16 protein-coding genes are annotated in these 17060 nt (G+C 70.4%); 6 read left to right on the top strand and 10 right to left on the bottom strand.

What is annotated here, in order from left to right; genetic code table 11:
* Positions 1-189 precede the first annotated feature (189 nt).
* Positions 190-837, top strand: coding sequence for a DUF4232 domain-containing protein (locus TU31_RS08175; protein WP_042151184.1), 648 nt, complete (start codon positions 190-192; stop codon positions 835-837).
* 78 nt (positions 838-915) lie between these two features.
* On the opposite strand, the gene TU31_RS08170 is transcribed toward TU31_RS08175, so the two are convergent.
* Positions 916-2724 (bottom strand): NHL domain-containing thioredoxin family protein, encoded by a 1809-nt coding sequence (locus TU31_RS08170; RefSeq protein WP_042151181.1) that lies wholly within the window; start codon positions 2722-2724, stop codon positions 916-918.
* A gap of 64 nt (positions 2725-2788) precedes the next feature.
* On the opposite strand from TU31_RS08170, the gene TU31_RS08165 reads away from it, so the two are divergent.
* Positions 2789-3319: an LURP-one-related/scramblase family protein gene (locus tag TU31_RS08165; protein WP_042151179.1), complete on the top strand. Its 531-nt coding sequence runs from the start codon at positions 2789-2791 to the stop codon at positions 3317-3319.
* Between the two features lie 151 nt (positions 3320-3470).
* Positions 3471-4295 carry a maleylpyruvate isomerase family mycothiol-dependent enzyme gene (locus TU31_RS08160; protein WP_042151176.1) on the top strand — a complete coding sequence of 275 codons (825 nt, stop codon included), beginning with the start codon at positions 3471-3473 and terminating at the stop codon, positions 4293-4295.
* A 166-nt stretch (positions 4296-4461) separates the two neighbouring features.
* Here the strand turns inward: TU31_RS08160 and TU31_RS08155 are convergent, their stop codons facing one another.
* The 3 genes from TU31_RS08155 to TU31_RS40215 all read right to left on the bottom strand — a co-directional run bounded on the left by TU31_RS08155 (position 4462) and on the right by TU31_RS40215 (position 7541).
* Positions 4462-5715 (bottom strand): MFS transporter, encoded by a 1254-nt coding sequence (locus TU31_RS08155; RefSeq protein ID WP_042151875.1) that lies wholly within the window; start codon positions 5713-5715, stop codon positions 4462-4464.
* A 116-nt stretch (positions 5716-5831) separates the two neighbouring features.
* On the bottom strand, positions 5832-6515 hold the full coding sequence (locus TU31_RS08150; protein WP_042151173.1) for a GntR family transcriptional regulator: 684 nt from the start codon (positions 6513-6515) through the stop codon (positions 5832-5834).
* Positions 6516-6674: 159 nt separating this feature from the next.
* On the bottom strand, positions 6675-7541 hold the full coding sequence (locus tag TU31_RS40215) for a GNAT family N-acetyltransferase (RefSeq protein WP_042151870.1): 867 nt from the start codon (positions 7539-7541) through the stop codon (positions 6675-6677).
* Positions 7542-7737: 196 nt separating this feature from the next.
* Between TU31_RS40215 and TU31_RS39075 the strand changes: the two genes are divergently transcribed.
* Positions 7738-7914: a hypothetical protein gene (locus TU31_RS39075; RefSeq protein ID WP_181018564.1), complete on the top strand. Its 177-nt coding sequence runs from the start codon at positions 7738-7740 to the stop codon at positions 7912-7914.
* A gap of 28 nt (positions 7915-7942) precedes the next feature.
* On the opposite strand, the gene TU31_RS08140 is transcribed toward TU31_RS39075, so the two are convergent.
* The 5 genes from TU31_RS08140 to pdhA form a co-directional block, all read right to left on the bottom strand.
* Entirely contained in the window at positions 7943-8365 is a 423-nt protein-coding gene (locus TU31_RS08140; RefSeq protein WP_042151170.1) for a VOC family protein, read from the bottom strand.
* A gap of 49 nt (positions 8366-8414) precedes the next feature.
* Positions 8415-9254 carry a helix-turn-helix transcriptional regulator gene (locus tag TU31_RS08135; protein WP_245698450.1) on the bottom strand — a complete coding sequence of 280 codons (840 nt, stop codon included), beginning with the start codon at positions 9252-9254 and terminating at the stop codon, positions 8415-8417.
* Between the two features lie 90 nt (positions 9255-9344).
* Positions 9345-10808 (bottom strand): dihydrolipoamide acetyltransferase family protein, encoded by a 1464-nt coding sequence (locus TU31_RS08130; RefSeq protein WP_042151867.1) that lies wholly within the window; start codon positions 10806-10808, stop codon positions 9345-9347.
* A 23-nt stretch (positions 10809-10831) separates the two neighbouring features.
* A complete protein-coding gene (locus TU31_RS08125; RefSeq protein WP_042151164.1) occupies positions 10832-11815 on the bottom strand; it encodes an alpha-ketoacid dehydrogenase subunit beta in 984 nt (327 codons plus the stop codon).
* 2 nt (positions 11816-11817) lie between these two features.
* Positions 11818-13035, bottom strand: a complete 1218-nt coding sequence (pdhA, locus tag TU31_RS08120; protein WP_042151159.1) for a pyruvate dehydrogenase (acetyl-transferring) E1 component subunit alpha — start codon at positions 13033-13035, stop codon at positions 11818-11820.
* A gap of 327 nt (positions 13036-13362) precedes the next feature.
* Between pdhA and TU31_RS08115 the strand changes: the two genes are divergently transcribed.
* Together TU31_RS08115 and TU31_RS08110 are read left to right on the top strand one after the other, a co-directional pair.
* Positions 13363-14022 carry a response regulator gene (locus TU31_RS08115; protein WP_042151155.1) on the top strand — a complete coding sequence of 220 codons (660 nt, stop codon included), beginning with the start codon at positions 13363-13365 and terminating at the stop codon, positions 14020-14022.
* A 179-nt stretch (positions 14023-14201) separates the two neighbouring features.
* On the top strand, positions 14202-15245 hold the full coding sequence (locus tag TU31_RS08110) for a phosphotransferase (protein WP_042151153.1): 1044 nt from the start codon (positions 14202-14204) through the stop codon (positions 15243-15245).
* Positions 15246-15257: 12 nt separating this feature from the next.
* Here the strand turns inward: TU31_RS08110 and TU31_RS08105 are convergent, their stop codons facing one another.
* Positions 15258-16832, bottom strand: coding sequence for a protein kinase domain-containing protein (locus TU31_RS08105; RefSeq protein WP_042151149.1), 1575 nt, complete (start codon positions 16830-16832; stop codon positions 15258-15260).
* Positions 16833-17060: the final 228 nt, after the last annotated feature.

Raw genomic sequence — 17060 nt, 5'->3', positions numbered from 1 at the left:
GAGGTTGATCTTCACCCCCGTCGCGGGCCGGCGCCGACCCTCATACACCCGCTATGACCTGCGATAACGCCATATCGCCGGGGCCTCCGACAAACCCACCCTGGCGCATCCACCGGCAATGGATATCGTGGCCGTGCCATGACAGACACACCTCGCTGATACCGCAGCAACTCACTGGGGGAACCACCCATGACCGCACGCCGCTCCCGCCACCGCTCCGCCGCATACGCCGCGCTGGCCCTCGGGCTGGCCGGCTCGCTCGCGCTGACCGGCTGCAACAGCCACTCCTCGAAGAAGTCGAAGAAGTCGTCCTCCTCGTCTTCCAAGAGCAAGAAGCGCAAGATCATCGGTGGCGGTGCGGCCGCGGCGGGCGCGGGAGCGGCATCGCAGCGGGTGCCCGACTGCTACCCCAGCACGTACAAGGTCACGTTCTCCCAGCAGACCGGCCCGAAGAGCCATGTGGCCGTGAAGTTCAAGAACTCCACCAGCCGCGACTGCAAGCTCTACAACGCGCCGCTGCTGCGCTTCAACAACGCCAAGAAGCCGCTGCCGCTGCTCCAGGGCACGCCCGGCCACCTCGACGGCACCCGCATCACGGTGCCCGCCCACGGCTACGCCTACGCGGTCATTCCCACCAACACCGCGGCCACCAAGGGCACCGAGCAGAAGTCGGTGACCATCGACTTCATGGGCATCTCGGCGAGCTCGGTCACGCACGGCCCGGTCACCGTCGACTTCGCGGAGAAGCGGCTCCACATCTCCGTCGGCAAGAGCAAGGTCACCAACTGGAGCTCCAGCATTCACGGGGCGCAGCTGGCGGGCGGCGTCGGCAAGTAGCCGCGGCGCCGACCGGCCCCGGATGACGGCCGGCCGGCTTCGGCCCGGGCCCGGTCGACGGTCCCGGGGCGCTCGCTCCTACTCGGCGTCCAGCCCGGCCAGGACGAGACCCAGCCGGGCCACCCCGCCCTCGGCGATCTCGACCGGGACGCCCCAGTCCTGCTGGTGCACATGGCAGGCGGGGTACTCGATGTCCGGGGCGTCGTCACAGGACGCGGCCATCGCCGAGACATGCAGCACGCCCTCGGTCATACCGTCCGCGAGCACCAGATCCCGGGTGAGGTCGGTGCCGGCACCCGCGCCCTCGGCGAGCAGCTCCGGCGGTGTCGCACTGACCAGCAGCCGCGTCGAGGGACCGTAGCGCGTGTCGAGCTTCTGGCCGGCCGGGGCCTGGAAGACCACCTCCAGCCGCAGCGCGCCCGGAGCGACCTCGGTGGCCGCGCGCTGGGTGCGATGCGCCACCGACTCGACGCGGATCGCCTCCTCCGGCAGCCGCAGCCGGGTCAGCCGGTGCCGCGCCGACTCCACCACCACGAGGTCGCCGTCGACGAGCACCGCGTCGGACGGCTCGCGCAGATCCTTCGCCAGCGTCGTCACCTCGCCGCTCGCGGGATCGAAGCGGCGCAGCGCGTGGTTGTAGGTGTCCGCGATGGCGACCGAGCCGTCAGGGAGCGCGGTCACCCCCAGCGGGTGCTGTAGCAGCGCCTGGTCGGCAGCGCCGTCGCGGTGCCCGAAGTCGAACAGGCCGGTGCCGACGGCCGTCCGGATGACATAACCGTCGCCCGTTTCGGCGGGCTCCACCCAGCGGACCGCGCTGGTCTCCGAATCCGCGATCCACAGCCGGTCGCCGGCCGCCGCGAGCCCGGACGGCTGGGCGAACCACGCCTCGGCGGCCGGGCCGTCCACCAGGCCCTCGTTGGTGGTGCCGGCCGCGACCTCGACCGTGCCGGCAGCCGGGTCGTACGTCCACAGCTGGTGCACCCCGGCCATCGCGATCCACAGCCGGTCCTCCCACCAGGCGAGGTCCCATGGCGAGGAGAGGTCCACCTCGCGCGCCGGACCCGAGGTCGGCGAGCCCTGCCACCACTGCTTGCCGGTGCCGGCCACCGTCTCCAGTGCGCCGCTATCTGGGTCGAGGACGCGGATGGCGTGGTTGACCGTGTCGGCGACGGCCACCTTGCCGTCCGGCAGCAGCGCCAGGCCCTGCGGCTCGTTGAAGGAGTCCGGGGTCAGCCCGCGCTCGCCGGTACCGATCCGGCGCAGCACCCGCTCACCGTCCGCCGCCAACTCCACCAGCTGATGCCGGGTGGTGTCCGAGACGAGGAAGCTGCCGCCCGGCAGCCGGACCGCCTTGCCCGGGAAACGCAGATCGGTGGCCACCGGCTCCGGCGGTACGTAGGGACCATCGCCGCGGTGCAGGGTGCCCTTCGCCTCGTGCTCGGCCTCCAGCTCCTCGACGAGCTTCTCGATGGCGTGCGCATGGCCCTCGCCGGCGTGCTGGGCGACGACATACCCCTCGGGGTCGATCACCACGAGCGTCGGCCAGGCCCGTACCGCGTACTGCTTCCAGGTGGTGAGCTCGGGGTCGTCGAGGACCGGGTGCTCGACGCCGTAGCGCTCCACGGCGTCCACGACGGCCTGGTGCTCGGCCTCGTGCACGAACTTCGGGGAGTGCACGCCAATGATCACGACGGTGTCGCGGTGCCGCTCCTCCAGCTCCCGCAGCTCGTCCAGAACATGCAGACAGTTCACACAGCAAAAGGTCCAGAAATCCAGGACGACAATGCGTCCTCGCAGGTCGGAGAGGGTCAGATCCTTGTTGCCGGTGTTCAGCCAGCCGCCCTTGCCGGTCAGCTCGGGGGCGCGGACGCGTGCACGTGAAGCCATGTGGACATTCAACGTCACTCCAGTGCGTGCGCATTCCGCAGGGCCCCGGGGGAACACGTCAGCCATGCAGCAATCTCCCGGGGACGGGTCCCCGCGCAGGGGTAAGTACGTGGTTCGTGACCGCATCTTCGGCATCGGTGACGACTACTGGATCGAGGACGAGCACGGACGGCACGCCTACCTGGTGGACGGGAAAGCACTGCGGCTGCGGGAGACCTTCGAGCTGAAGGACCCCGAACGGCGGGTGCTGATCACCATCCGCAAGAAGATGCTCAGCCTGCGCGACACGATGACCATCGAGCGGGGCGACGAACCGCTGGCCACGATCCGGCGCAAGCGGCTCTCGCTGCTGCGCAACCACTACCGCGTCGAGCTGGTGGACGGCACCGAGCTGGACGTCAGCGGAAAGATCCTGGACCGGGAGTTCGCCATCGAGTACGAGGGCGAACTGCTCGCCGAGATCTCGCGGCGCTGGCTGACCGTGCGCGACACCTATGCGGTCAATGTCGTCCGGGAGGACGCGGATCCGCCGCTGTTGATCGCCATCGCGGTGTGTGTGATCCGGCTGGCGGAGCGGGAGCGCGGGGAGGACTGAGAAGCACGCGTTCCGGGCGTACGGCGCACCCCTCTGCGGCCGGGAAACATCGGCCTACGATGGTCGTCCGAAAGCACTGCCGGGGTGCCCGTGCGCAGCGTAACTTAACTGCACAGACAGCAGCCCGCGTACGAACCGTCCGAGGGGTCCCGTGACCGTCCATCCCAGCCTTCAGTCCTCCATCGATGCCTGGACTCACTCCATAGAAGCGATAACCGAGCTGGTGACTCCGCTCGTCGAAGGCGAGTGGAACAGGGCGACGGGCCTCCCAGGATGGTCCGTGCGTGATGTGGTCTCCCATGTCATCGGCCTGGAATGCGAAATGCTGGGCGACCCACGGCCGATTCACACGCTGCCGCGCGATCTCTACCACGTACGCAGCGAGTCGGCGCGGCGGATGGAGGTGCAGGTCGACGTCCGTCGGCACCACACCGCGCCGGAGATGCTCAGCGAGCTCGAATACACCGTCATCCGCCGCTCCCGGCAGCTGCGCAACGAGACCCGCCAGCCGGACGCCGAGGTGCGCAGCCCGCTCGGCGAGGACCGTACGCTGGAATTCGTGCTTCAGCAGCGGGCGTTCGATGTCTGGGTGCATGAGCAGGACCTGCGCCGGGCGCTCGGAAAGCCCGGCAATCTCGACTCTCCCGGCGCGCATGTGACGCGCGATCTGCTGGTGAAGGTGCTGCCCGGCATCGTCGCCAAGCGGGCCCAGGCGCCCGCCGATTCAGCGGTGGTCTTCGACGTCAGTGGGCCGCTGGAATTCCTGCGGACGGTCCGGATCGACGGCGAGGGCAACGCCACGATCGACGGCAGTGTCTCGCTCGGCCCGACCCTGACGCTCGCCCTGGACTGGGACACCTTCCACCAGCTCGCCTGCGGCCGGGTGCGTCCGTCGGCCGTCACCGAGCAGATCAAGATCGATGGCGATGCCGAACTGGCCGCGGCGATCCTGGACCACTTCGCGGTCACGCCGTAGCACCAGAGGTGGGCGGACGGCCTCCCGGCGGGTATCCGCCTCTCCGCGCCGCTGCCCGTCAGCCGGCCGGAGAAAGAGAGCCGGCCCCGGAGTATGAGCCGTTTCACGTGAAACAGCCCTGTCCGTTTCACGTGAAACGGACTCGGCCGCCGACCGCTCGGCCGCCTCAGGCCGGCACGTGAACTGCCTCGACCCGGCTGACGACCAGCCGTTCGCGCTCGCGTCGCGCCGCACGCCGGCGCAGCCGCAGGATCTGCGAGACGCCGAGCGCCTCCAGGACGAACACCGAGGCAAAGGCGATCCGGTAGTTGTCGCCGGTCGCGTCCAGCAGCACTCCGACGGCGAGCAGGGTCGTCATCGAGGCGGTGAAGCCGCCCATGTTGACGATGCCCGAGGCGGTGCCCTGGCGCTCGGGCGGGTTGGCGGGCCGCGCGAAGTCGAAGCCGATCATCGAGGCGGGGCCGCAGGCGCCCAGCACCGTACACAACGTGATCAGCAGTGCCATCGGGGCATGATCGGCCGGCCAGGCCAGCACGAGCGCCCACATCAGCGCCGTGGCGCCCACGGTGCCCAGTGCCAGCGGCGTACGGGCCGCGTGGTGGCGGGCGATGATCTGGCCGTAGACCAGCCCGACCGCCATGTTGGAGAGCACCACGAGAGTGAGCAGTTCACCGGCGGTGCCGCGGGACAGCCCCTGTGCCTCGACGAGGAACGGCAGGCCCCAGAGCAGCAGGAACACCATCGCGGGGAACTGGGTGGTGAAGTGCACCCACATGCCCAGCCGAGTACCGGGCTCCCGCCAGGCGTCCGCGATCTGCCGGCGCACGAACCCGGCGCCGGTGTGCGCGGCGGACGCGGGCGGCGGCTCGAAGCCCTCGGGGTGGTCCTTGAGGAAGAGCAGCAGCACGATCAGCACGACGATGCCGCCGGCCGCGCTGGCGGCGAAGGTCGGGGTCCAGCCGAAGGAGTGCAGGAAGCGGGCGAGGACGAGCGTGGAGACGAGGTTGCCCGCCATCCCGACCAGCGCGGCGATCTGGGCGATCATCGGGCCGCGGCGGGCGGGGAACCACCGGGCGCCCAGCCGCAGCACGCTGATGAAGGTCATCGCGTCCCCGCAGCCGAGCAGCGCACGCGAACCGAGCGCCATGGCGTACGACGAGGAGAGCGCAAAGCCGAACTGGCCGACGGTGTAGAGCACAACGCCGAGCGTCAGCACCTTCTTGGCGCCGAGCCGGTCGACCAGCAGACCGACGGGGATCTGCATCCCCGCGTACACCAGCAGCTGGAGGATCGAGAACGTCGACAGCGCCGAGGCGTTGATGTGGAAGCGGTCGGCGGCGTCCAGCCCGGCCACGCCGAGGCTGGTGCGGTAGGTGATCGCGACGAAGTAGACAGCGACGCCGATGCCCCAGACCGCCATCGCCCGGCGGCCGCCGGGCGGGTCCGCGGGCATCAGCCGGGCCGTGCCGCCGCCTATACCGGAGCCGCCGGCGCCGTCCGAACCGAGGGAGTCACCGGCGCTTCCGCTGCCGGCGCTCATCGCACTTCCCCCTGCGCGAGGTTGCGCACCCAGCTGACGTGGCGCTGCACGACGTCGGTCGCGGCGTCCGCGTCACCGGCGCGCAGCGCCTCCAGGATCTCCGCATGCTCGGTGATGTTCTTGGCGATCCGGTCCGGGTGGGCATGCATCACCGCGACGCCCATCCGCAGCTGACGGTCGCGCAGCTGCTCATAGAGCCGGTCCAGGATCTGGTTGCCGGCGCTGCGCACGATGGCGGCGTGGAAGGCGCGGTCGGTGACGGACACGGCGGCCAGATCACCGGACGCGGCTTGCTCCCGCATCGTCTCCAGCAGTTCCGTCAGCTCACCGACCAGCGCCTCACTGGCGGGCACCGCCTTGGCCGCGGCGTGCTTCTCCACCAGCAGCCGGGTCTCGACAACATCGGCGATCTCCTGCGCGGAGACCGGCAGCACCAGCGCGCCCTTCTTGGGATAGAGCTTGATCAGCCCCTCGACCTCCAGCCGCAGCAGCGCCTCGCGCACCGGAGTCCGCGACACCCCCACGGCGTCGGCCAGCTCGCCCTCGGTGAGCAGCATGCCGCCCTCGTAGCGGCGCTCCAGGACGGCGTCCTTGATATGGGCGTAGACCCGCTCGGCAGCGGGTGGCTGCTTGGCGGCGGACTCTCTGGCAGGAGCGGTGGGCGTGGGCGCTGAGGGCATGCACACAGGATAGATACAACAGGTATGCGTTCGACACCGCAGTCCGCGATCCGGACAGGACGGGCACGTTTTCGCTGGTGGAGGCTTTGTGGGGCGTCATGGCGGCGGTGGGCCGGTCAGCGCCCGATGTGCGCCCCGGCCCGTCCGCCGCCGGGGGCCTCAGCCCGGCATCCGCCCCTGCGCGACCAACCGGTTCACGACCTGCGCATGTGCGGGGGCACAGCGCTCCCGCGCCTCCTGGCGGTCGAACCAGGCGTACTCGGCGATTTCCCGGCCGGGGGCCGGTGCGATGTCCTGGGGCCCGCCGGTGAAGCAGGTCATGTGCAGTCGCCGCCCGTTCTTCCCGTGGGCGACGGCATGGATGACAAAGGCCTCCGACAGCTCCTCGGCGGGCACCTCCAGGCCGAGTTCCTCACCGAGCTCGCGCGACAGCGCCTCCCGGGCGGTCTCGCCGGGCTCGTACTTGCCGCCCGGGAGATAGAAGGTGTCGTTCCCACGCGTCCGTACGCTCAGCAGCCGCCCCTCGCGCAGATGCAGCCAGCTCACCGACTTCAGCGGTGCGCCGCGCTCCAGGGCGATCAGCGGATGGCCGGTCTCCTCGTCCGTCCGCCGCCCGCGCTCCGTGAAGCCGAGGTGCGCGTAAAAACCGCGGGCCCGGCCGTTGCCCTCGAAGACCTCCAGGGTCAGCGCGCCGTGCAGGGCCGCCGCATGCTCCAGCAACTCCCGCCCGGCTCCGCCTCCTTGGGCCTCCGGCGCCACGAACAGCCCACCGACCTCGGCCCCGGCCAGGTCCCCGTCCCCGGGCCGGCCGGTCAGCAGTCCGAGCAGCCCGATGACGCGGCCCTCGCGTTCGGCCACCCAATTCTCCGCTTGGACCAGGTACACCTCACGGAGGAGCCGGGCCCGTTCGCCCGCGCCCTCCCTGTCGAGGAACGGGTGCGCCTCGCGCGCGGCCCGGGACCACAGATCGGTAACCACTTCCTGGTCGGAGGGGCGATAGGGCCTGATGATCATTTCGCTGCTCATTTCGCCGACCGTAAACAGCGCGGCCGACCGCGGCAAACCCTTTCCCGGGCACCGGCGCAGGGGAACTCCAGAGGGATGTCGGGTCCACCTCAAGTCGGAGAGGAGTCCGTACCTGGCGCGTACGGACCGCGGTGAATCTCATGGGTGAATAGAGGCAGGGAGCCGGGGAGGCTCCGACACCCAAGGGGAGTGGACCATGCAGCCCAGGACGAACGCCGGCCGCCGTACGCGGAACACCGTCGTGCTGGCATTGATCGTCGCCGGCCTGTGGGCGGGCATCGCCCTGACCCGCGGCGCCGCACGCGCCGATGGATCCGGTCCGGGCGGGCCGGTGGGCCACTTCAGCCGCGCGGTGGAGCTCATCCGCGGCTGACCGGCCCGCCGGTCGTGCACGGCCCCGGCTACACCTTGCGCGGCTCGCCGCGATACGTACCGAACGACCAGAGGTTGCCCTCGGGATCGCGGGCGCCGAAGCCCCGCGAGCCGTAGTCGGTGTCGTTCAGCTCCTCGATGATCTCCGCTCCGGCAGCTCTGGCGCGGGCGCACAGTTCATCGGGGCGGTCGGTGACGACATAGCCCCCGAACGTCCCGGGCCGCAGCGGCCAGTGGTCGTCCTCGGCCTCCCTGACGGAGCCGAGCATGATGCCGCCACCTTCCGGCCAGGAAAGCTGGGCGTGCTCGACGCGCTCGCCCGCTCCGTGGACCACGGTCTCCTCGAAGCCGAAGGCCTCGACCAGAAAACGGATCAGCCCACGGGCATCGCGAGCCCGCAGCGTCGGCCATACCTGGGGTGCGGGGGTGGTGTCGGACTGGTTCTCGGGCATATCGCCGGACCTCCTGGGTCGGTGGGCGGCCCCCGGTGGGCCGCCGACTTCAGCGTTCCCCGAGGGCGTCCCCAGCGGCTTGGACGTTTCGGAACTCCTCGGCGAGCCACTGGCTGGGCGGACAGCCGGCCAGTGAGCGGAACTCCCGGGCGAGATGGGCCTGGTCGAAATAGCCGCAGCGCACGGCCAGATCGGCCAGCAGCGGTGGGCGGCCGGTACGGGCCTCGGCGCCGAACAGCCGGCGTGCGTGGTCGAAGCGGATGACCCGGGCGGCAGCCTTGGGCGTCAGACCGGTCTCCTGCCGGAAGCGGGCGGTCAGATGGCGCGCACTCCAGCCGACGTCCTCGGCGAGCGTCGCGACCGGTGCGGCGCCCCGCGACCGCGCCAGCAGCTGCCAGGCGCGGACGACTTCGGGCGACGGTCCGGGGCCGGGGCCGCCCGGTTCCCGCGACAGGCGGCGCAGCAGAGCGGCGTCCAGCAGCGCGAACCGCTCCGGCCAGCCGCGGGCCGTCCGCAGCCGCTCACCGAGGTCCGCGCCCCATCGTCCGAGGACGGCTTCCGCGGGGAGGTCGAGGCTCGCCAGCTCGCCGGCCGGCAGCCCCAGCAGGGCGCGGGCGCCCAGCGGATGCAGACCGATCTGGATGCCGGACTGGCGGCCCTGGTGGTCGATCAGCGCAGGGCGGGTGTGCAGACCGCCGATGAGGGTCTCGTAGGTGCCAGGGGCCTGCCCGGGGTCGGGGTGACCGGCCAGCGTGAGCGGCTCATCGAGGGTGAAGATCAGGGTCAGCCGGGGTGAGGGAAGCCCACGGTGCCGGCCCGGCGGCAGCCCGGCCTGCCGGTATCCGGCGTACTCGCTGACGTATGGCTGGAGCGGCGACGCGGGGCGCACGCACGACTGCTCGTCCACAGGGCCGGCGCGGACCCGAGGCGGCGTTTCACGTGAAACGCCGCTCCGAACCGCCCGGCCCCGCATTCCGGCTCATCCCCAGGTGATGAGCCGCTTGGGCCGCTCCAGCACCGCCGCGATGTCCGCGAGGAGCTTGGAGCCCAGCTCGCCGTCGATGAGCCGGTGGTCGAAGGACAGCGCGAGGGTGGTGACCTGGCGGGCCTTCACCTTGCCCTTGTGGACCCACGGCTGGAGCTTGACCGCGCCGAAGGCGAGGATCGCCGACTCCCCCGGGTTGAGGATCGGCGTACCGGTGTCGACGCCGAAGACGCCGACGTTGGTGATGGTGACCGTGCCACCGGTCATCGCCGCCGGCGAGGTCTTGCCCTCGCGGGCGGTGGCGATCAGATCGCCCAGTTCCGCGGCGAGTTGGGGCAGTGTCTTGACTCCGGCGTCCTTGATGTTCGGGACGATCAGCCCGCGCGGGGTGGCCGCCGCGATCCCGAGGTTCACGTAGTCCTTGTAGACGATCTCCTGCCGCGCCTCGTCCCAGGCCGCATTGACCTCCGGGTGGCGCTTGAGGGCCACCAGGAAGGCCTTGGCGACCAGCAGCAGCGGATTGACCCGCAGCCCCGCCATGTCCGGGTCCTGCTTGAGCTCTTGGACGAGCTTCATCGTGCGGGTCACATCGACGGTGATGAACTCCGTGACATGCGGCGCGGTGAAGGCGCTGGCGACCATCGCCTGAGCGGTGGCCTTGCGTACGCCCTTGACGGGCACCCGCCGCTCACGGGCGGCGGCGTTGACGACCCCGGTCTCCGCCGGGGCGACCGCCTCGGCCACGGTGGCCGGAGCCTCGGCCGGTGCGGCCGGAGCCTGGGCCGGGGCGGCGGCCGCGTGCACGTCCTCGCGGGTGATGATGCCGTCCGGCCCGCTCGGGACGATCGTCGCCAGATCGATCCCGAGGTCCTTGGCCAGCTTGCGCACCGGCGGCTTGGCCAGCGGCCGGCCTGCGGACCCGGCACTCGTGCCGTTGGCAGCCGGCGCCACGGGCGCGGCCGGTGCGGGCGCCGTGCGCGCGTTCAGCTCCGCCTGGAGCGCGGCGCTCACGGGCTCCGGCTGGGCCGGAACCCCCGGCTGGGGCTTGCGGGCCCGGCGCTTGGTCGAGGACGGCGCAGCGCCGTAGCCGACCAGCACCGCCTGCCGGCCCTGCGGCTCGGCCTCCTCCTCGGCCTTGGCGGCCTCCTGCGGCGCCTCGACCGCCGCCGGTGCCGTGGCGGGCCCGGCACCGGGGTCGGTGTCCACGGAGATGATGACGGTGCCGACATCGACGGTGACGCCCTCGCCGAAGTTCAGCTCGTGCACCACCCCGTCGTAGGGAATGGGCAGTTCGACGGCGGCCTTGGCGGTCTCGACCTCACAGACGACCTGGCCGTCGGTGACGGTGTCGCCGGGCTGGACGTACCACTTGAGGATCTCGGCCTCGGTCAGCCCCTCACCGACGTCGGGCATCTTGAACTCGCGGAAGCGCTGAGCGTTGGCGGTACTTGCAGTCATGGTCACGAACTCTCCTCAAACCCTCAGTACGCCAACGCACGATCAACGGCGTCGAGCACCCGGTCCAGTCCCGGAAGGTACTCGTCCTCCAGACGGGAGGGCGGATACGGGGAGTGGAAACCGCCGACCCGCAGGACCGGGGCCTCCAGGTGGTAGAAGCACCGCTCGGTGATCCGGGCGGCGATCTCGGCACCGGCGCCGAAGAAGACCGGGGCTTCGTGGACGACGACCAGCCGGCCGGTCTTCTGCACCGAGGACTGCACGGTGTCGAAGTCGATCGGGGAGAGCGAGCGCAGGTCGATGACCTCGAGCGACTTGCCCTCCTCGGCCGCGACATTGGCGACGTCCTGGCAGACCTTGACCATCGGACCGTAGGCGGCCAGCGTGAGGTCGGAGCCGCTCCGGGCGATCCGGGCCTTGTGCAGCGGGTCCGGGATCGACTCGGTGTCCAGCCGCGACTTGTCGTGGTAGCGGCGCTTGGGCTCGAAGTAGATGACCGGGTCGTCGCCCGCGATGGCCTGCTGGAGCATCCAGTAGGCGTCGGAGGAGTTCGAGGGAGAAACGATCTTGAGACCCGCGACATGCGCGAAGAGCGCCTCGGGGGACTCGGAGTGGTGCTCGACCGCACCGATGCCGCCCGCGTACGGGATGCGGATGACGACCGGCACCTTGACCTTTCCCAGCGCGCGGGCGTGCATCTTCGCGAGCTGGGTGACGATCTGGTCGTAGGCGGGGAAGACGAAGCCGTCGAACTGGATCTCGACGACCGGGCGGTAGCCGCGCAGCGCCATGCCGATGGCGGTGCCGACGATGCCGGACTCGGCGAGCGGGGTGTCGATCACCCGGTCCTCGCCGAAGTCCTTCTGCAGTCCGTCGGTGACGCGGAAGACGCCGCCGAGCTTGCCGACGTCCTCGCCCATGACGAGGACCTTGGGGTCGGCCTCCATGGAGGCACGCAGCGACTCATTGATCGCCTTGGCGATGGTGATCTTCTCGAAGACGGCCATGGTCAGTTCCCCTCCGCGACAAGATCGGCATCGGCGAACGACGCCTGGTACGCGGCGAACTGCGCGCGCTCCTCATCGACGAGCGCATGCCCGTCGGCATAGACATTCTCGAAGATCGCCATGGTGTCCGGGTCGGGCATGGCGCGTACGGCATCGCGGACCCGCTTGCCCAGGGCCTCGCTCTCCTCGTCGATCGACGCGAGATACGCCTCGTCGACCAGGCCCTCGGCCTCCAGGTACGTCCGCAGCCGCAGGATCGGGTCCTTGGCCTCCCAGGCCGCCCGCTCCTCGTCCGCCCGGTACTTCGTCGGGTCGTCGGAGGTGGTGTGCGCGCCCATGCGATAGGTGAACGCCTCGATCAGCATCGGACCCTGGCCGGTGCGCGCCCGCTCCAGCGCCGCCTTGGTCACCGCCAGACAGGCCAGTACGTCATTGCCGTCGACCCGTACGCCGGGGAAGCCGAACCCGCGGGCGCGCTGGTAGAGCGGCACCCGGGTCTGCTTCTCGGTGGGTTCGGAAATCGCCCATTGGTTGTTCTGGCAGAAGAAGACGACCGGGGCGTTGTAGACCGCGGAGAAGGTGAAGGATTCCGCGACATCACCCTGGCTGGACGCACCGTCACCGAAATAGGCGATGACCGCGGAATCCGCGCCGTCCTTCTGCACACCCATCGCATAGCCGGTGGCATGCAGCGTCTGGGAGCCGATGACGATCGTGTACAGGTGGAAGTTGTTGCTGTTGGGGTCCCAGCCGCCGTGATTGACCCCGCGGAACATGCCCAGCAGGTTCGTCGGGTCGACTCCGCGGCACCACGCCACACCGTGCTCGCGGTAGGTCGGGAAGACGTAGTCGTCATCGCGCAGCGCGCGCCCGGAGCCGATCTGAGCGGCCTCCTGGCCCAGCAGCGAGGCCCACAGACCCAGTTCGCCCTGGCGCTGGAGGGTGGTCGCCTCGGCATCGAACTTCCGCGTCAGCACCATGTCGCGGTAGAGGCCGCGCAGTTCTTCGGCGGAAAGGTCGATCGAGTAATCCGGGTGCTCGATCCGCTTGCCTTCGGGCGTCAGCAGTTGTACGAGCTGATCCTGCTCCGCCTCGTCCGGCCGGCCGGAGTTCCGGGCCTTGGCCGGGGACGCCTTCTTTGCCGACGTCGCCTTTTTGGCGGTGGTGCGCTTGCTGCTGCCGCGGGCGTTTTTCCGCTGCGCAGTGCCTTCCACGGTCACGTGCTGCTCCTCCGTCTGTCCGGCCCCCGGGGTCCGCCGGTGGCCGTATTGCGGCTCACCCGGTATCCGATACGGCGCACGGGGTGTGTGCGATCGCGGCCGGCTCCGGGTGGAACAAAGCTCCCGGACAGTGGCCTGCTCATTGCACGTTACCCATTGTCAAAGCCGAAGTGGAAACGGCGCTGACCTGCGATTTTGCTTGGATTTCCAAGTAAATCGCGAAGGTTTGGAACAACTCCTGGTCACAGCGTTGCAGGCCGCCGGGACAACGGCACGTTATATCGGTGACCTGGAGCACGGGAAGGGTTGATGTGTGAGACTGGTGGGGTGCACGAAGACGGAAAAATCACGGTATTCCTGCTCGACGACCACGAAGTTGTCCGGCGCGGCGTCCACGAAATGCTCTCGGTCGAGGAGGACATCGAGGTGGTCGGCGAGGCCGGCACTGCCGCAGATGCCCTGGTCAGGATCCCGGCGACCCGTCCGGACGTGGCGGTGCTCGATGTCCGGCTGCCGGACGGGAGCGGGGTCGAGGTCTGCCGCGAGATCCGTTCGCAGGACGAGGACATCAAATGCCTGATGCTCACCTCGTTCGCGGATGACGAGGCCCTTTTCGATGCGATCATGGCCGGTGCGTCCGGATATGTCCTCAAGGCCATCCGGGGGAACGAACTGCTCTCCGCGGTACGCGAGGTGGCGGCCGGGAAGTCACTGCTCGACCCCGTGGCCACCGCCCGGGTGCTGGAGCGGCTGCGCGACGGCAACGCCGCGAAGGGCGATGACCGGCTGGCGAGCCTCACCGACCAGGAACGCCGGATCCTCGATCTGATCGGCGAGGGAATGACCAATCGCGCCATCGGCGAACGGCTCCATCTCGCCGAGAAAACGATCAAGAATTACGTTTCCAGTCTGCTGTCCAAGCTCGGAATGGAGCGCCGTTCCCAGGCCGCCGCCTATGTCGCCCGAATGCAGGCGGAACGGCACTGAACAGCTCGCGGAATGACGGCGCGCACCCCGGCGCACCATCCCGCGGATTCCCTGCGACCACAGCCACCGGCACACCCCGCAGAATGCGAGCCGAGGCGCCTTCCGCCCCCACGCGCACTCTGCGTAAGGCCTTCCGGCACACCCACTCCGACGGGCGTAGTTGATCTAACATCTGGCGCGTGCTGCGCTCATCTGTAGTCCGGACGGCGGCGACGCCCGACAGAGACACCCTCGGATCCCTGCTCCGCCACTACGCAGGCGCCGGTGCGCCGCTGTCCTGTGAACCCGTCGCCGAGGGCCTGCTCAACCACGGCTACTTCCTCGCCACCACCCGCGGCCGCTACTTCCTCAAGCACCACCTCGACGGCGACCACGCAGCCCTCACCCGCCAGCACCGCGCCACCTACCGCCTCGCCGCGCTGGGACTGCCGGTCGCCCCACCCGTCGCCCATACGGACGGCCGCACCGTCACGGTCCTCGACGGCCGCTGCTACGCGCTGCACCCCTGGGTCGAGGGCCGCCACCTCGGCGGCGCCGCGCTGACCCGCGACCAGTCCCGGCGGCTCGGCGCCCTGCTCGGGCTCGCACACACCGCACTGGAGGAGGTCATGGCGGACGAACCGCATCCGCCCCGGCCCCCCTGCGCGGACGCCGGCGCCGACCCCGAGCGGACCTTCGAAACGATCGACGAGCTGCTGGCCCTGGCCCGTGGCGCCCGGCCGCGCACCAGCTTCGACGAGCTCGCCGAACACCGCCTGCTGGAGCGCCGGGCCCTGCTGGCGCAGCAGGCACACCGCCGGCCGGCCCCGGGCGCGGAACCCCCCGCCGGCTGGGTGCACGGCGACTTCCACCCGCTCAATGTGCTGTACCGGGGCACGGAACCCACCGCGATCGTCGACTGGGACCGGCTGGGCGTCCAGCCGCGCGCCGAGGAGGCGGTACGCGCCGCCGCGATCTTCTTCGTACGCCCCTGCGGCACGCTGGACCTGGGCAAGGTGGCGGCGTACGCGGGCGCCTACCGCAGGGCCTGCGGGGCCGGTGCCGAGGAACTCGCGGCGGCCGTCCACCGGGTGTGGTGGGAGCGGCTGAACGACTTCTGGATGCTCACCTGGCGCTACCAGCTGGGCGACCGCCGCACCGATCCACAATTCCCGGCGGCGGCCGCCCTGGCCATCTGGTGGACCCGCGAGTACCGGGCCGTACGGAACGCGTTCACCCGCTGAAGCGGGGGCCCGTCAGCCGGTCGCGCCCGCGGTCACGCCGGCGTCCGCACCACCGTCGGCGGCGCCTCCGTCGCCGGTGCCCCCGTCATCGGTCCCGCCGGTGGGGTCGGTGGGATCGGTGGGGCCGGTCGGCGGCTCGGACGTCGGCGGCTCGGACGTCGGCGGCTCCGAGGTCGGCGGCTCCGAGGTCGGCGGCTCGGACGTCTCCGGTGTGCTGGGCTGCTGGGTCGGCGGCTCGGAGTAGGTGCCGCTGTCACCGGTGTCTTCGGGCTCGGTCTCCGGAGTGCTCGGCTCCTCCGTCGGCGGCTCGCTCGTCTTGTCGTCCTCCGACGGCGTCGGCGACTGCGAGGTGGGGGTCTCGTGCTTCTGGCCCTCACCGCCGGTGTTCCGCATCGCGAAGGCCACGCCCACCACGATGGCGATCACCGCCAGTGCCGCGATCAGCCAGATCTTGCCGCGGCCGCTCTTGGTCCCCCGGGGCCCGCCCTCGAAACCGCCGTCGTCGTCCCGCATACCGGGCGTCAGGATCGGCTGCGCCGTGGTCTGGCCGGCGTCGGGGTGCGGCAGCGCCGTGGTGGCCGCGGTCCCCATGGCCGGAGCGAGGCCGCCCTCGTGCACGGCGACCGGGCCGGTGCTCCAGGTGCCGGTGTGGCCGCCCTGCTCATGCAGCATCTGGAGCGAGTACTGGACCAGGCCGCGCATCTCCTCGGCGGACTGGAAGCGGTCATCGGGGTCCTTCGCCAGCGACCGCATGACCAGGCCGTCCAGCTCCGGCGGCACCGCGTCGGCGACCTGGGACGGCGCCACCGGCATGTCCTGCACATGCTGGTAGACGACCGAGAGCGGGGTCTCGCCGGTGAACGGCGGCCGCAGCGTGAGGAGTTCGTAGAGCAGACAGCCGGTGGCGTAGAGGTCGGAGCGGGTGTCGACGGTCTTGCCGAGCGCCTGCTCCGGGGAGAGGTACTGGGGGGTGCCCATGACCATGCCGGTCTGGGTCATGGTCGACTGGGCGCCGTGCAGCGCACGGGCGATGCCGAAGTCCATGACCTTGACGGCGCCGCTGTTCGTGATGATCACGTTCGCGGGCTTGATGTCACGGTGCACGATGCCGTGCTGGTGGCTGTAGGCCAGCGCCTCCAGCACACCGGAGACGATGATCAGCGCCTGGTCCGGCGGCGGGGCGTCGGCGTTGAGCAGCAGATCGCGGATGGTGTGGCCCTCGACCAGCTCCATCACGATGTACGGCACGGTATTGCCGCCGACCAGGTCCTCACCGGAGTCGTAGACGGCGACCACGGCGTGGTGGTTCAGTCCGGCCACGGACTGTGCCTCCCGCGTGAACCGGGCCTTGGAGACCGGGTCCTCGGCGAGGTCTGCGCGCAGCAGCTTCACGGCGACGGTACGGCCGAGACGGACGTCCTCGGCTGCGAACACCTCCGCCATGCCGCCGCGGCCGAGCCGTCGCGTGAGCCGGTAGCGGCCGTCGCCGACCAGCCCGCCGTTGCCCCACATCTCCGGTGCGTCGGGGATATTGGAGCCGGTGGCCTCAGGGTCGGACGGGCCCTGGGGGCTCTGCGTCGGTGCCATCGGTCCTCGCCGTCGAATCGATCCGCATGAGAGCGGTAAGGTCATCGGTCTTCGCTAGAGCACGCTACAGGTTCCGCGACACCCACCGGTCCGTCGTGGACCGGTCATCACACCCGCCGGAAGCCACAGATCGCAAGTTCACCAGGGGTAATCAGGCGCCAAAACGTCGCACCGCCGTGACGGGATCTTGCACATCTGGTCACGGAACGGGCACACGGCTTGACGTGT

It is taken from the genome of Streptomyces lydicamycinicus, from assembly GCF_000829715.2.
GTDB classification, from domain to species: domain Bacteria; phylum Actinomycetota; class Actinomycetes; order Streptomycetales; family Streptomycetaceae; genus Streptomyces; species Streptomyces lydicamycinicus.
This window is presented reverse-complemented; position numbering and strand designations above follow the sequence as displayed.

What these genes read in the sequence shown, in the direction of transcription:
- TU31_RS39075 (WP_181018564.1), top strand. Translation starts at nt 7,738, where the DNA reads ATGCAGCCCAGGACGAACGCCGGCCGCCGTACGCGGAACACCGTCGTG.
- TU31_RS08165 (WP_042151179.1), top strand. Translation starts at nt 2,789, where the DNA reads ATGCAGCAATCTCCCGGGGACGGGTCCCCGCGCAGGGGTAAGTACGTG.
- TU31_RS08140 (WP_042151170.1), bottom strand. Translation starts at nt 8,365, where the DNA reads ATGCCCGAGAACCAGTCCGACACCACCCCCGCACCCCAGGTATGGCCG.
- TU31_RS08155 (WP_042151875.1), bottom strand. Translation starts at nt 5,715, where the DNA reads ATGGCGGTCTGGGGCATCGGCGTCGCTGTCTACTTCGTCGCGATCACC.
- TU31_RS08150 (WP_042151173.1), bottom strand. Translation starts at nt 6,515, where the DNA reads ATGCCCTCAGCGCCCACGCCCACCGCTCCTGCCAGAGAGTCCGCCGCC.
- TU31_RS08170 (WP_042151181.1), bottom strand. Translation starts at nt 2,724, where the DNA reads ATGGCTTCACGTGCACGCGTCCGCGCCCCCGAGCTGACCGGCAAGGGC.
- TU31_RS08130 (WP_042151867.1), bottom strand. Translation starts at nt 10,808, where the DNA reads ATGACTGCAAGTACCGCCAACGCTCAGCGCTTCCGCGAGTTCAAGATG.
- TU31_RS08125 (WP_042151164.1), bottom strand. Translation starts at nt 11,815, where the DNA reads ATGGCCGTCTTCGAGAAGATCACCATCGCCAAGGCGATCAATGAGTCG.
- TU31_RS08105 (WP_042151149.1), bottom strand. Translation starts at nt 16,832, where the DNA reads ATGGCACCGACGCAGAGCCCCCAGGGCCCGTCCGACCCTGAGGCCACC.
- TU31_RS40215 (WP_042151870.1), bottom strand. Translation starts at nt 7,541, where the DNA reads ATGAGCAGCGAAATGATCATCAGGCCCTATCGCCCCTCCGACCAGGAA.
- TU31_RS08175 (WP_042151184.1), top strand. Translation starts at nt 190, where the DNA reads ATGACCGCACGCCGCTCCCGCCACCGCTCCGCCGCATACGCCGCGCTG.